The organism is Listeria weihenstephanensis (assembly GCF_003534205.1).
In the GTDB taxonomy this organism is placed as follows: Bacteria; Bacillota; Bacilli; order Lactobacillales; family Listeriaceae; genus Listeria_A; species Listeria_A weihenstephanensis.
Window position 1 is genome coordinate 1914577 of sequence record NZ_CP011102.1, and the last position, 13816, is coordinate 1928392.

Below are 13816 nucleotides of genomic sequence, written 5' to 3' on the forward strand. Positions count from 1 at the left end.
AGTTCCTAGGCAAAAGCGAGCACCGAAGCGGAGCGTACGATTTGTACGTGAGCATCGGAGCACAGCTTTTAACGACGGAAATGAGCGTTTGTCGCTTCGCTGAGAGATTTATTGTTGGGAAGCGACCCATTCTTTAACAAACTCCAGCGCCCCAGCTAGTTTCTCTGGGTCTTTTCCACCAGCTTGTGCTGTATCAGGACGTCCGCCACCATTTCCACCGCAACGAGTCGCGATTTCTTTCAATAGTTTTCCAGCGTGATAACCTTCTTTAATTAAATCATCAGAAACAGCTGAGATCAGGCTAACCTTATCATCATGCGCTGCACCAAGAACTAGAATACCGCTCGCCTTCGTTTCTTTCCAATTATCCATATATTGACGCAGTTGGTTCATGTCTTTCGCGTTCACTTGTTTCGCAATGACTGGTACGCCGCCAACCATTTCTGGATTACTGAAAATATTGGCACTTGCTGCGTTCGCAAGTTTAGCTAGCAACGAATCATTTTCGCGTTTTAATTCGCGCATTTCTTGATGTAACTGCTCCACTTTTTGCGGCGATTCTTTTGGTGTTACTTTAAGCAAGTGCGCCGTTTCTTTTAGATAATGTTCTTGTTGGTTTAGGAAACGATATGCTGATTCGCCTGTAACTGCCTCGATACGGCGAGTTCCTGCTCCAATTCCACTCTCAGAAATGATGTTGAAAAGCCCAATTTCGGATGTATTTTTAACGTGGATACCACCACATAGTTCGATACTGTAATCGCCAATGCGGACAACGCGGACTACATCGCCATATTTTTCGCCAAATAGTGCCATTGCGCCGAGTTCTTTTGCTTCTTTAATCGGCATTTCTTTGATGTCGACTGCGAGTTGTTCCCAAATTTTGCGGTTCACGATATGTTCCATTTTTTGCAGTTCTGCATCTGTGATTTGACCGAAATGCGAGAAGTCAAAACGGAGACGATTCGGTTCTACTAAAGATCCAGCTTGATTCACGTGATCCCCAAGTACATCTTTTAGCGCGCGATGAAGTAAGTGGGTTGCTGTATGATTTTTTATAACACCGCGACGAGAGTGTTTATCAACATTAAGCGTGACGTGATCGCCTTTGTTTAGACTTCCTTCTTCAATGCGAACCTCATGGATATTTTGCTTATTTGGTGTTTTTTGCACGTTTAAAACTTCCGCTCGGAATCCTGATTTTGTAATGGTTCCTTGATCCGCGATTTCACCGCCACTTTCTGCATAAAATGGTGTTTCTTTGAAAATAAGTTGGACTTTATCGCCACGTGACGCACTTTCAGCTAGGCCACCTGATTTGATAATATAGAGAACTTCTGTTGCAGCAGTCGTTGTTTCATAACCTACAAAAGTGCTTTTCTCTGTCAAATTGGTTAATAATTCAGTTTGAACACTCATTGATTTAACATCAGCACGCGCGTTACGAGCACGATCGCGTTGTTTCGTCATTTCTGCTTCAAAGCCTGCATGATCAACGGTTAAGCCATTATCCTCTGCATATTCTTCTGTCAATTCGACTGGGAAACCGAATGTGTCATATAATTTGAAAATATCGGCGCCGTTCATTTGACCTGAGTCTTTTGCAGCAGCCATCATTTCTTCTAAAATTGCCAAGCCTTCGTTTAGCGTCTCGTGGAAACGTTCTTCCTCGGTACGCACGATTTTTTGGATAAATTCCGTTTGATTTTCAACTTCTGGATAGTAGCTGTTCATGATTTTGCCGACGATAGGCACGAGTTTATACATGAATGGTTCGTTAATATTTAAGTTTTTAGCGTAACGAACGGCACGGCGTAGTAAGCGACGCAACACATATCCGCGGCCTTCATTGGACGGTAACGCGCTGTCGCCGATCGCAAATGCAACGGTACGAACATGGTCAGCGATAACTTTAAACGCTGTATCTGTTGCTGGATCTTGACCATATTTTTCGCCTGAAAGTATTTCTACTTCACGAATAATCGGCATGAATAGATCTGTTTCAAAGTTTGTTGGCGCGTATTGAATGATCGAAACCATCCGTTCTAGACCCATCCCTGTATCAATATTTTTCTTTGGAAGTGGCGTGTACGTGCCATCTGCGTTGTGGTTAAATTGCGAAAATACTAGATTCCAGATTTCCAAATAACGTTCGTTTTCGCCGCCTGGATATAATTCTGGATCTGTCGTGTCATTTCCGTAAGCTTCCCCGCGATCGTAGAAGATTTCGCTGTCTGGACCACTTGGACCTTCGCCAATATCCCAAAAATTGTCCTCAATCGGCACAATGTGATCGTCCGTTAAACCAACTTTTTCTTTCCAAATTATTTTTGCTTCTTCGTCTTCAGGATATACCGTGACATATAACTTATCAGGGTCAAAGCCAATCCACTGCGGGCTCGTTAAGAATTCCCATGCCCAAACAATCGCTTCTTCTTTAAAATATTCACCGATAGAAAAATTACCCAGCATCTCAAAAAATGTATGGTGACGCGCTGTTTTCCCTACGTTTTCGATATCGTTTGTACGAATTGATTTTTGTGCATTTGTAATCCGTGGATTGTCTGGAATCACGCTACCATCGAAATATTTTTTCAATGTTGCGACACCACTATTAATCCATAGCAAAGATGCATCGTTAATTGGCACGAGCGGTGCACTTGGCTCCACTTTATGGCCTTTTTCCTGGAAAAAATCAAGGAACATTTGTCTTACTTCAGCACTGGTTAATTGTTTCATTTTATTTCCTCCTTTTGATTGCGCGAGCATGAATACAAAACAAAAAGCCTCATATCGTCTCGCAATACAGGGACGAATATATTCGCGGTACCACCCTGTTTGCAATGATATAAGACTTGATCATTACCTCTTTAGAATCCTTAACGCGGATAATACGAAAAATAGCTTTGTTGATGTGAGGTAGCACAGAAATCGCCTTATCGTTTATGTTCTTCCAGCCATAGGAACATTTCTCTTGCAAACGCGCGTGTTTCTTTAAGCTCACACTATTTTTAATTTTATGATACTTGAAATTATAAAGGATATGTTGGGCTGTTGTCAATCATTAATGAAGTGGGCTAGGTTGACCAATATAGTAATAAGTTATATAATAAGTGTACATACAATATAGAAAGAAGGGTTTTAATGAACTTTCCATCAAATTTTGGACGAGATACTTCGCGTTCTACTGGTTTTTTATTCATACGCGCGTATAACCATTGGCACACACAAGTGAAGCATCAACTGAAGAAAATCGATTTAACACATCCCCAATTTGTTGTTTTGACGGCAGTTGGCTATCTTTCTTCACCTGACGAGGAAGTTTTTCAAGTAAATATTGCAACATTGGCGGATATAGATGTAATGACGGTCTCGCAAATTTTGAAATTGCTGGAGAAGAAGGCACTTGTTTCGCGAGCGATCGCCAAAAATGATCCGCGAGCTAAGGCTATTTCACTCACCACGGCGGGACAGGCGAAGCTGGAAATGGCACTTCCGATTGTAGAAAATATTGACGCGACGTTTTTCGCGAACCTTTCTGAACCAGAACTTTTTCAACAGGCATTACAAGAACTAACGAAAGAGGATGATTAAAATGACGAAATATTGGATTGGTGTGGCTTCTTTGAATCATGTGATGGGTGGTGTGGAGGGCGGGTTTTCGCAGTTATGTCACGGTAAAGAAGCGCCGCTGAAACGGATGCAGCCTGGCGATTGGTTGGTTTATTATAGTCCAAAACAGGAGCTTGGCAGCGATGAGAAGTGTCAACGATTTACGGCGATTGGGCGTGTGAAAGGCGCGGATGTTTACCCATTTGCGATGACGGAAACCTTCGTGCCCTATCGTAAGGATGTCGATTTCTTTCCAGGTGCAAAACAAGTGTCGCTCAGCGCGGTGTCACAGCTAGAAGCTTGGCAGAAATATCGCTCTTCCCTTCGTTACGGGCATTTTGAGATTGATAAGGATTTCTTCTTGATGCTGGCCGAACAGATGGGTTTGCCGATGAAATATGAATCGTAAGGAGGATTTCGCGGAATGATAAGTGATGTTTTGGTTGTGATTGATTTGCAAAATGGTGTGAATTCGGTGGATTATCCGTTAGTTCATTTGGAAAGTGTATTGGCTGGTGTGAATCAACGAATTGCGAGTTATCGGGATGCTGGGAAATCGGTTATTTTTGTGCAGCAAGTGGATGAGAAATTGGTGATTGGCAGTGATGCGTGGGCCTTGATGCCGGACATGGACAGTCGGCAGGATGATATCTATGTGAATAAGACGCATGCGAATTCGTTTTATAAGACGGAGTTGCCCGCTATTCTTGCTGGGTTAGATGTCCAGAAAATCGAATTTTGTGGTGCACAGACGGAATATTGTGTAGATACGACGGTTCGTTTTGCGCATGGACTGGGATTTGATTGTTATATGGTTCGTGGATTGCATACGACGGCAGATAGTGATTTGATGGATGCGGGAACGATTATGGCGCATCATGAGTCGCTTTGGGATAAGAGATTTTTGACATTTTTGTGATTAAAAAGCGTCCTGATCCATTTTGCGAAGAAATGGATCAGGACGGCCTAATTTGATAATTTCTACCTTAATAGTTTACTATCTTATTTCTGCTTTAATTTTGGATATTTCGTTTTTGGGTAATCACCTGATGGTGAATATGGACCAAAAATCACAGGATGACCTTTTGCAGTGAACACATATTGATATACAAGCTCAGGGTCTTCTCCTTTTAAGTGAAAATTTTTAACATAAGAACCGCTTTTTTGCCAATCCCATGCATATTTTTCATCATAGACATCTTTATGTGGAATTCCTTGCTTTTCAATATAATCATCAATTTGTTTTTCGGCATATACTTTTTTATTATAGTGAAGTGCTACAAACGTAAAAGTGACTAGTATTAATGCTATACATACGATTCCTAATATGCTCCATTTTTTCAAATCATTGACTCCTTATCTATCCTTGCGACATCTGATATTAAAATGAGTAAGATTAGATTCGCAAAATAGAATTTAATCCTGCCTATTTTATTTCAGGTGCTGGATATTTCACTTTGACTTCGAACGCCGTGGATGTATACGGGATAAAAACAATGGGTTTATCCTTTGCTATAAAACTATACTGATACGTTATTCTAGAATCATCGCCTTTTACATTAAATTGCTTGATATAGTGTCCGCTATTTTCCCAGTCCCATGTAAAAGTTTCGTTGTATATATTTTCTTTCGGGATTTTTTGTTGTTCTATATATTGCACTATTTTTTCTTCCGCTATTCTTTTGGTGTTGTAATGATTTAGCGTCATCATCCCGACTGTAGTCATTATGACTAACAAAATACCTACGATTACTAGTTTTCGCAATATACATCACTCCAATCCCTTGTATAAACTACTTTTCCTCTGTTGGTGCAGGGTATTTCACATCAGGATAATCCGTTGTCGATGTATACGGTCGAAACAATATCAGGCTTCCTTTCTCCGTGAAAAAATATTGATACAAAATAGCAGGATCATCCCCTTCGACGTGAAAATTTTTGACATAATCCCCACTTTTACTCCAATCCCAAACAAATTTTTCATCATAAATTTTATCTTTAGGAATTCCTTGCTTAGCTATAAAGGCATCGATTTGTCTTTCAGCATAAGCTTTTTTATTGTAATGCAAACCTACAAAAACTGCCACTATAACTAGTATAAGAATTAAAGTAGTAACTAAGATTAAACTTTTCCTCACTGGCTCTCCTCCTACCTGTATACCTTATATTCTGCGGGCCGGTATTGCCAATTAATTGCACGAATCAATCCATATGGGCCAATAAATCCACTATACGGTTTCATAAGAGCGACCTTACCAGAACCAAAATAGTACGATTGAAATACTAATTTCGAGCAATAGCTAGGTTTTTTCTCATACAAATGATATGTTGAAACATCGTACGGCATGTGAACCGTCTTTGTTGACGTACCATTTGCTGAATAAAAATTCCTATCAGCGTAAGTCCCAATTTGCTGTGCTAATCTCTGATCTTTTAAGCGATATGCTCTAATCCAACCACTTGTATAATCGCTTAACCACTCTTTAAGAAGAAGTTGTCTATTATTATCACTTTTCGATTTTTTTGAAGGTCCAGGCATATCCAAAACATAATTATCACTATTTGCAATCGCTGCATGCCCGGTAATCCCCTTAGCAGATGTTGCATTTGTAATTAAAATGTCTCCTTTTTTCATTGTAAATCCATTCTATGTTGCCCTTAACTGCAATGTAATATCTTCCACCATATCATTCGCTACTGGTGCTTCACCATAATTACTTCCAGCTAACCATTCTTCTGCGGATATTGTATTGTCAATCGCAGACTCCTCAACGCCATTCTCATAAATCGGTAATATATTCTCCTGATCGGTTACAAACTGTTCGTATGTCTTGGTACTCCCATCAACCGCGCCTTCTTGAATAGCTTGGTTATATAATTCTCGAAAATCAATATCATCCGTCGATTGATTTTTTACTTGCTCCTCCAAAACAATTGGTGGTGTATTTTGATAAGCAATTGTTGCGCCATCCGCGTCATATGCAGTGACACGTAAATAATAATTAGGAACCTCTGGGAAACCTGGGTTGTTTACCTGATAAACATCATTAGGAACTACAGAAAGATTTTCTCCCTTTCCATCTTGGTGTAAGCCTTTTTTACCTTGTGAAATCTCTGTTTTCGTTGGCCAAATTCCTTTACTTTCTGTACTCCAACTATAACTACTTCCAACATCATAAGGATGATACAGTTTACCGTCAAATACCCACACTTTGTATCCAACCGCACCTTCCACTGCTTCCCAAAATAAAGTTGTAGCCCCAGTGTTGGCATCATTTAATTTTGTTTGGACATCTGTGTAATATATCCCATCAAACGGCATCATTGGAGCAACAATATCCGAAACTGGACCTTCCCCATCTTCATATATCGCCATAACACGTACAAAATAGGTCAATCTAGTACTATAGTCTGTCTTTTTAGTAACAGCATAAGCCGTTTTATACGTACTTGAAGGATCAAGGGGCAGTTCGCTACCAAGTCCATCAGAACGTATGTTGTACTTGCCATTTGATAGTTCTGATTTAGTAGGCCAAATATTTTTTCCTTTTGTTGACCAACTTATTGTATTTCCAACATCGATAAAGTCGTAGGTGTTACCATTAAATATACCCACTTTGTAACCAATCGCATCTGTAGCTTTTGGCCAACTAATGATAAGTTCCCCTTCACTACCCCTAGTGATTCTGTGACTACAGCTGGCGATTTCATTTTCTCGTGTGTCGTCGATTGACTTTTCAATAATTTTTTGCCAAACTGTCCCTCTGGAGAATCTAATAACTCTTCTCCTAACGGTGATTGTATTCTTTCTTCTGATATTCTTACTGCTGGTTTTGTAACCTCGTCTTCCGCCATAGCCGTATTACTGGCGAGTGGACTTAACGCCAAAATCATTACTGTAAAAATTATTAGCCATTTTTTCATGGTGATCTATCTCCCTTTTCTCTTAATATTGGTGAGGCTATCTATCGTTTCGCGACACCTGTTTCCAGTTTATCCATTTTTAACACTTGTTACAATAAATTTCTTGTGGTTTTTTGAGCATTATGAGCTAAACGGGTGTTTTTCGGTTATATGTATTATTTTTAACAGGAAAATTCTACTTTGTTTTAATGCTACAAATCATCTCATTCGTTGCTATAAAAAGATTTTATTGATTACTTCTTTGCTCTAAATTCGATTTTCTCAGAAAAATCGTCACTGGTTCGACATATTTTATAGAACATGAAAAAACTAGCCCTATATCGCTTGCTAGGACTAGTTTCTCTATTATTTTATATGCTTGCTACTACTTGTTCTTTCACATCAAACTTCCCGTTCTTCATCGTAATTTTCACATCGGAAACTTTCGCGATTTCAGGATCATGCGTTACCATGATAACGCACTTCCCTTCTTTGTGCGCCAGGTCTTGGAATAGGGACACGACTTCTTTACTCGTTCGTTCGTCAAGATTTCCTGTTGGTTCATCCGCAACGATTAGGTCGGTTTCGCAGCATAAGGCGCGGGCAATCGATACACGTTGCTGTTGTCCTCCGCTTAAAGTGAGGACTTTTTGGCGTGCCATTTTTTCATCGATGCCGACTTTGGCAAGCATGTCGAGTGCGAATTGGCGCTTATCTTTTTGATCGACATGCGTGATTTCCATTGCGGTTGTCACGTTTTGTAATGCTGTCATGTAGGTTAGTAAGTTATAACTTTGAAACACGATGGAGACGTATTGATTTCGATATTTATTGAGGCCGATTTTTTTCAAGGATAAGCCTTTATAGAAAATATCGCCGTCTTTTTGGGAATCTAGCCCACCAGCGAGGGACAGGAAAGTCGTTTTCCCTGATCCCGAGCTGCCTACTACCGTATAGAAAACGCCTGTCGCGAAGGTGTAGTTTATTTTATCGAGAATTGGATTATCATTTTGGTGGTACGAATAGCTTACATCTGAGAATTCGAGAATTTTTGTCATAAAGGGTCACGCTCCTATTCTTGTTTTGTTAAGATTGTTTTCGGATTCATGCGTAATATTAGGATGGATGGGAGTAATACGGAGATGAAGGCTATGCCAACGCCGATACCGCCCATTTTCAGCATGTCTTCAAGGCTGACTTGGATGTCTAGTGATTTGATTTCTGCTGTGTTTGATGTTAGCGATGAACCGAATCCTTGACCTGGTCCGCCGCCATTTCCGCCTGGGCCACGTTGGTTCGTTGTGGTAGATGTCGATTCGGATGCTGTTTCGTTTTGTTGTGTCAACAGCTGATTGCCGACAACTTGCGCGACATAATGGCTACTTACCGCGGCAATTCCGAATGATAGTACCGCCACCACTAAAATTTCAACGAGGAACTGGCCGATAAGTTTGGAGCGTTTTTCCCCGATGGCGAGTAACACGCCCATTTCGTATTTGCGTTCGCGAATTTGCATCATCACGAGTAATGCCAAGATGAGTGCTCCAGCAATGGTCACGATATAGACAACGTTTTTCGAGAACGAAGCTACGTTGTTAATAGGTCCGATCATTTGTTGGTACGTCGCATCATTGGCATCTAATTTGAATGTATCCCAATCCACCGCGCTTACTTTTTTAGCTTCTTTTTCAAAAGCAGTGATGTTGGCTGCGTCATCCATGAAATAAATCGCGGAATCAACCGTGTCTTTTGCATCGCTGCCTTTGATTGTGTTGGCAACTGTATATGGTACATAAATTGTGTTATAAGGATTTAAGAATGAGAAGTTAGCGGCTGCGTCACTTCCTGAATCAGTTGTTTTGTAAATTCCTTTAATTGTTAGCTCTACTGTTGTTTTTTCGTCGCTCGACTGGATTTTAATTTTGTCCCCGACTTTAAGGTCATTGGCTTCTGCTAAAGTTTTTTCGATCATAACAACGTTTTTGCCGACGTCGCTTGCTGTGATGGCTTTCCCAGATACGAGTTTATCGGTGCCTGCTTTAAATGTTGTTGCTGTCGCGGAATCAAGTACGCCAGAAACGCTTAGGTCAGCTTGAACCATTTGCGGACGGTTTGAGTCGTTGCTATCGCCGCCTGGGCCTTGTTGCTGTTCGGTTGTTGAAGATGTGCTGGAATCGTCGGATTGAGATGTGTCGCTTGATGATGCGATCGGGTCAAATCCGGACGCCAGGGCTTGGGTGTTGGAATAAAGATTGTAACCTGCTACGTGGTCAAGTGCGGCTAATTTCTTCGCCGCTGCCACGGATACTGGTGTAGATTCGAACATTTTTGGTTTGCTGCTGGTAGTACTATCACTCGATGTTGATTCTTTTTGCTGAGCCTCCATCTGTTTCTCGCGGTCAACGCTTAAGGTCACGTCCCCACCAAGTTCTTGACGTGCTAGTTCGCTTGCTTTATTTGCCGCGGATTGAATCGTGAATCCGGAAAGAATAAGTACGCATACGATTGTAAAAATAAATAATTGCAGGATTGTTCTTCCTTTTCGTGCTTTCATGCTGAGTAATGCTCGTTTGATAAAATTCATATCGTTTCCTCCATTTCGTCTTGCTCTTTCTATAGATTAGACGTAAGGTGTGAAAAAAATATGAACAAACTATGAGCGGTATTTTAAACTTTTGCGAAAAACATTATTTAGCTTGATTTCATGGCGAATATAGTCTAATTTTAAGGGAGAGCTTTAATGAGAGAGAGGCAAAAATGATGAAACTATTAATGATAGAAGATAACGTCAGTGTTTGTACGATGATCGAGATGTTTTTTATGAAGGAAAAGATAGACGCCACGTTTGTGCATGATGGTTTGGAAGGTTTTGAGACATTTGGCAAGGAAGACTGGGATATCGTGATTATCGATTTAATGTTGCCGGGGATGGATGGCATGACGATTTGTCATAAAATTCGCGAGACGAGCGATGTGCCGATTATTATTTTGACGGCGAAGGAATCGGAGTCAGATCAGGTGTTGGGTCTTGAGATTGGTGCGGATGATTATGTTACCAAACCGTTTAGCCCGCTGACGTTGATGGCACGGATTAAAGCTGTGACGCGTCGTAAAGGTCAAGCTGTGGACGCGACGGCAAAACCTGCGGACGACGACATTTTAGAAACGAAGTATTTCAAAATTAGTAAAAAGACGCGGGAAATGTATTTTGAAGGGCAATTACTCGAGGCTTTGACGCCGAAGGAATTTGATTTGTTGTACTTTTTGATGCAGCATCCACGCCAAGTTTTCTCGCGGGAGCAATTGTTAGAACAGGTTTGGGGTTACCAATTTTATGGAGATGAGCGTACGGTGGACGTACACATTAAACGACTGCGACAAAAAATCGCGACCGAGGAGCACCCTTTTCTTCATACCATATGGGGCGTCGGCTACAAATTCGATGAAACGGAATGATACGTATGAAATTTAAATACTTTTACCAGCTTTTTTTGACACAATTTATTATTTTGTTTATCGCTTGTTTGATGATTGGCCTGCTGATTTCGCATTTTATGAAGGATTATTTGTACGAGACACAAGTTTCGGATTTGACGGCGTATGGGGAAGAAATTGCGAAGGATGTGCAGAACATGTCGGACCGGGAAACTGGAAGTCCGATTTTGCAGACGTATCAGCAAATTTTAGGCGTGAAAAACATCCATTATGTGATTTTCGATGATACCGCTGCGATTGTTTATCCGCAGTCCAATCGCCCACTTCCACCTGATTTCCATTTGAAAACCGATGAATGGAAGGAATTGCAAGAAGGCAAGACCGTTTCGACGTTGATGGATACACGATTCAGCGATCAGTTGACGCGCGTGAGTATTCCGATTGAGAAGGACGGCGAATTTGCCGGTGGAATCATGCTTACATCGCCGATTAGCGGCACCGAGAAAGTCATCGGGAAAATTAATTGGTACGTTTTCTATACGATTCTCATTTCGATTACGATTGCTCTGATTTTGAGCGCGATTATCGCAAAACTACAGGTAAACCGCTTCCGCAAGCTAAGTTCAGCGACGAAAGAAGTTATTAAGGGCAATTATAGCGTGCGTTTGAAGGAAAGTTCGATGGATGAGATTGGCGCGCTGGCCGGTGATTTTAATAAAATGACGCAGACTTTGGAAGAATCAGCCGTTGAGATTGAGCGCCAAGAAAAGCGTCGCCGTCAGTTTATCGCCGATGTTTCCCATGAAATGCGGACGCCACTCACGACGATTAGCGGTTTGACGGAAGGTTTAGTCAACGATATTATTCCAAAAAGTGAGACGGATCGCTGTATTGCATTGATTGATACAGAGGCACGGCGCTTGGCACGGCTTGTGAATGAGAATCTCGATTATGAGCGCATTCGTTCGAATCAGATTCAGCTGCATAAGACGACCTTCGCCGCGAATGAATTTTTGGATATTATCAAGGATCAGCTACAATTGACTGCTGAAAATAGAGGCGACCAGATTATTGTGGACACTCGAGATTCCGTCCAAATTTTTGCAGACTACGATCGATTGATGCAAGTTTTCATTAATATCGTGAAAAACAGTATCCAGTTTACAGAGAACGGCACGATTACCCTCTCGGCGAGGCAGGAATATAAAGAAACGATTTTCGAAATTAGCGACACAGGAATTGGCATGAATGAATCCGAAGTCGAGCAGATTTGGGATCGCTTCTATAAAGCCGACATGTCGCGGACGAGCACAAAGTTTGGTGAATCCGGTATTGGGCTGTCGATTGTGAAGCAGTTGATTAGCTATCATGATGGTGAGGTTAGTGTGCATAGCGTGGCAGGTGAAGGGACGACATTTACGATTAAATTACCGTTTTTTGTGGATAATGACGGAGACAAATAAAAAAGCAAATAGGCTGATTGAGAATATAGCTACATTCTCAATCAGCCTATTAAAATTATATATTACCAGTATTTCATATATTTAGTAGTTTGCTTGACTAGTTTTGTTCTTTTCTTGTCCTTATAGATATAAATATTATATCTATAGTAACGATAGTCTGGACTACTATAGATATGTTGCTTTCCATATAAGTTTGGAGAATTTAGCGCATACAATGAATATGCACCACCTATTGCCCACGAAACGAACCCTATACCTGGAATAAATCCGCAAGCACCAATAAGCAAGCCACGATACGTGCGAACTGAATTCATATCAAAATATGTTGTAGTCCTATAAATGTACTTGACATTCGCTTTAAGTAGCGGTGTAAAAGCTTCTGTATTCGAGTCATTTGTGAGCTTTTCATCTAAAGTAGCCTGATTAGGATCAAATTGCGAGTCCAAAACCATTTCTCCAGCTAAAAAAATACTACCTTCTGAATCTTTTTCAATTGCTAATGTAGTACCATCACTTTCAGTCCAAGTTCCTTCGGTTTGTTCATCATTTGTAAATTGAATTTCTATATTTTCTTTATTTACTTTGTCCTCTACATTGTAAGAATTATTTCCTTCGTACGAGATAGAAAAATTTTCTGTCTCTAATCTATTATTACTCCCTTGTATATTATCTATGGCTCCTACATCAGCATTTATATTTTCCCCTAAGTTTATAGGTGGTACTTGAAAATAAGCAATCGTAGCACCATATTTGTCATATGCTGTTACCTTCGTATGGTAGAAATCATTTGAAGAAAAATCAATGCTATTTAACTTATACAGCCTTGAGGGCTCACTGGAGAGCTCGCCTCCATTATAATCAGTATGAAGCTTATTAATATTTCGTTCTAACTCCTCTTTTGTTGGCCAAATTCCCTTTTCATCTGTATCCCACAAGGTAGCTGTTCCAACATCGAAAGGAACATAATATTTGCCATCAAAAATCCAAACCTTATATCCTACCGCTGATTCTACATCATCCCAGCTAAAACTTAAATAACCATTTCTATTATCTTCATTTTCTTGAGATATAACACCCACATTAATTTTTGGAAAACTAAATAGATTCATAACAATATCAGATGGCTGACTCTCTCCTTGTGGATAAACAGCAATCACTCTGACAAAATGAGCAATCCTTGTGCTATAATCGTATTTTTTTGTAGCATTGTAGGCGTTTTTATAAACTAGAGAAGAATCTTTTTGAATATCCCCACCACTGCCATCTATATGGAGTTTATATCTTCCATTTGAAACTTCTTCTTTTGTTGGCCAGATTCCTTTTCCATTCGAGTTCCATCTAGTCGTGTCTCCTACATCCACAAAATCATATTCAAAGCCGTTAAAAATACCAATCTTGTAAGA

General features: G+C 40.4%; 15 protein-coding genes. 5 read left to right on the top strand and 10 right to left on the bottom strand.

The window, feature by feature from the left end; translation table 11 throughout:
- Nucleotides 1–108 precede the first annotated feature (108 nt).
- Nucleotides 109–2739 carry an alanine--tRNA ligase gene (alaS, locus tag UE46_RS09305; protein ID WP_036061805.1) on the bottom strand — a complete coding sequence of 877 codons (2631 nt, stop codon included), beginning with the start codon at nucleotides 2737–2739 and terminating at the stop codon, nucleotides 109–111.
- Between the two features lie 405 nt (nucleotides 2740–3144).
- Here alaS and UE46_RS09310 point away from each other — a divergent pair, with 405 nt between their 5' ends.
- Genes UE46_RS09310 through UE46_RS09320 form a run of 3 tightly spaced genes read left to right on the top strand, consistent with a single transcriptional unit; the run spans nucleotide 3145 to nucleotide 4531 of the window.
- Complete coding sequence (locus tag UE46_RS09310) at nucleotides 3145–3594, top strand: MarR family winged helix-turn-helix transcriptional regulator (RefSeq protein WP_036061803.1); 450 nt, start codon at nucleotides 3145–3147, stop codon at nucleotides 3592–3594.
- Nucleotide 3595: 1 nt separating this feature from the next.
- Complete coding sequence (locus tag UE46_RS09315) at nucleotides 3596–4021, top strand: EVE domain-containing protein (protein ID WP_036061801.1); 426 nt, start codon at nucleotides 3596–3598, stop codon at nucleotides 4019–4021.
- Nucleotides 4022–4036: 15 nt separating this feature from the next.
- A complete protein-coding gene (locus UE46_RS09320) occupies nucleotides 4037–4531 on the top strand; it encodes a cysteine hydrolase family protein (RefSeq protein ID WP_036061800.1) in 495 nt (164 codons plus the stop codon).
- 83 nt (nucleotides 4532–4614) lie between these two features.
- Here UE46_RS09320 and UE46_RS09325 read toward each other — a convergent pair whose 3' ends face one another.
- From UE46_RS09325 to UE46_RS09360, 8 genes are all read right to left on the bottom strand, one after another.
- Nucleotides 4615–4956 carry a DUF3139 domain-containing protein gene (locus UE46_RS09325; protein WP_036061798.1) on the bottom strand — a complete coding sequence of 114 codons (342 nt, stop codon included), beginning with the start codon at nucleotides 4954–4956 and terminating at the stop codon, nucleotides 4615–4617.
- 82 nt (nucleotides 4957–5038) lie between these two features.
- Nucleotides 5039–5377: a DUF3139 domain-containing protein gene (locus UE46_RS09330; RefSeq protein ID WP_036061796.1), complete on the bottom strand. Its 339-nt coding sequence runs from the start codon at nucleotides 5375–5377 to the stop codon at nucleotides 5039–5041.
- A gap of 28 nt (nucleotides 5378–5405) precedes the next feature.
- Nucleotides 5406–5750, bottom strand: a complete 345-nt coding sequence (locus tag UE46_RS09335; protein ID WP_036061794.1) for a DUF3139 domain-containing protein — start codon at nucleotides 5748–5750, stop codon at nucleotides 5406–5408.
- A gap of 11 nt (nucleotides 5751–5761) precedes the next feature.
- Entirely contained in the window at nucleotides 5762–6247 is a 486-nt protein-coding gene (locus UE46_RS09340) for a C40 family peptidase (RefSeq protein WP_051492998.1), read from the bottom strand.
- Between the two features lie 12 nt (nucleotides 6248–6259).
- On the bottom strand, nucleotides 6260–7228 hold the full coding sequence (locus tag UE46_RS09345; protein ID WP_143812880.1) for a hypothetical protein: 969 nt from the start codon (nucleotides 7226–7228) through the stop codon (nucleotides 6260–6262).
- On the bottom strand, nucleotides 7174–7536 hold the full coding sequence (locus UE46_RS09350; protein ID WP_036061789.1) for a hypothetical protein: 363 nt from the start codon (nucleotides 7534–7536) through the stop codon (nucleotides 7174–7176). Before UE46_RS09350 ends, UE46_RS09345 begins: the two co-directional genes overlap by 55 nt.
- 350 nt (nucleotides 7537–7886) lie before the next feature.
- The gene (locus UE46_RS09355) at nucleotides 7887–8573 is read right to left on the bottom strand and encodes an ABC transporter ATP-binding protein (protein WP_036061786.1); all 687 of its coding nucleotides are present in this window, start codon (nucleotides 8571–8573) and stop codon (nucleotides 7887–7889) included.
- Between the two features lie 14 nt (nucleotides 8574–8587).
- Nucleotides 8588–10099, bottom strand: coding sequence for an ABC transporter permease (locus UE46_RS09360; RefSeq protein WP_036061784.1), 1512 nt, complete (start codon nucleotides 10097–10099; stop codon nucleotides 8588–8590).
- 176 nt (nucleotides 10100–10275) lie between these two features.
- Here UE46_RS09360 and pieR point away from each other — a divergent pair, with 176 nt between their 5' ends.
- A complete protein-coding gene (gene pieR / locus UE46_RS09365) occupies nucleotides 10276–10971 on the top strand; it encodes a two component system response regulator PieR (RefSeq protein WP_036061782.1) in 696 nt (231 codons plus the stop codon).
- Complete coding sequence (gene pieS / locus UE46_RS09370; protein ID WP_051492997.1) at nucleotides 10968–12413, top strand: two component system sensor histidine kinase PieS; 1446 nt, start codon at nucleotides 10968–10970, stop codon at nucleotides 12411–12413. The genes pieR and pieS overlap by 4 nt, the downstream gene beginning before the upstream one ends.
- Nucleotides 12414–12475: 62 nt before the next feature.
- On the opposite strand, the gene UE46_RS09375 is transcribed toward pieS, so the two are convergent.
- Complete coding sequence (locus UE46_RS09375) at nucleotides 12476–13774, bottom strand: hypothetical protein (protein WP_118907569.1); 1299 nt, start codon at nucleotides 13772–13774, stop codon at nucleotides 12476–12478.
- Nucleotides 13775–13816 lie beyond the last annotated feature (42 nt).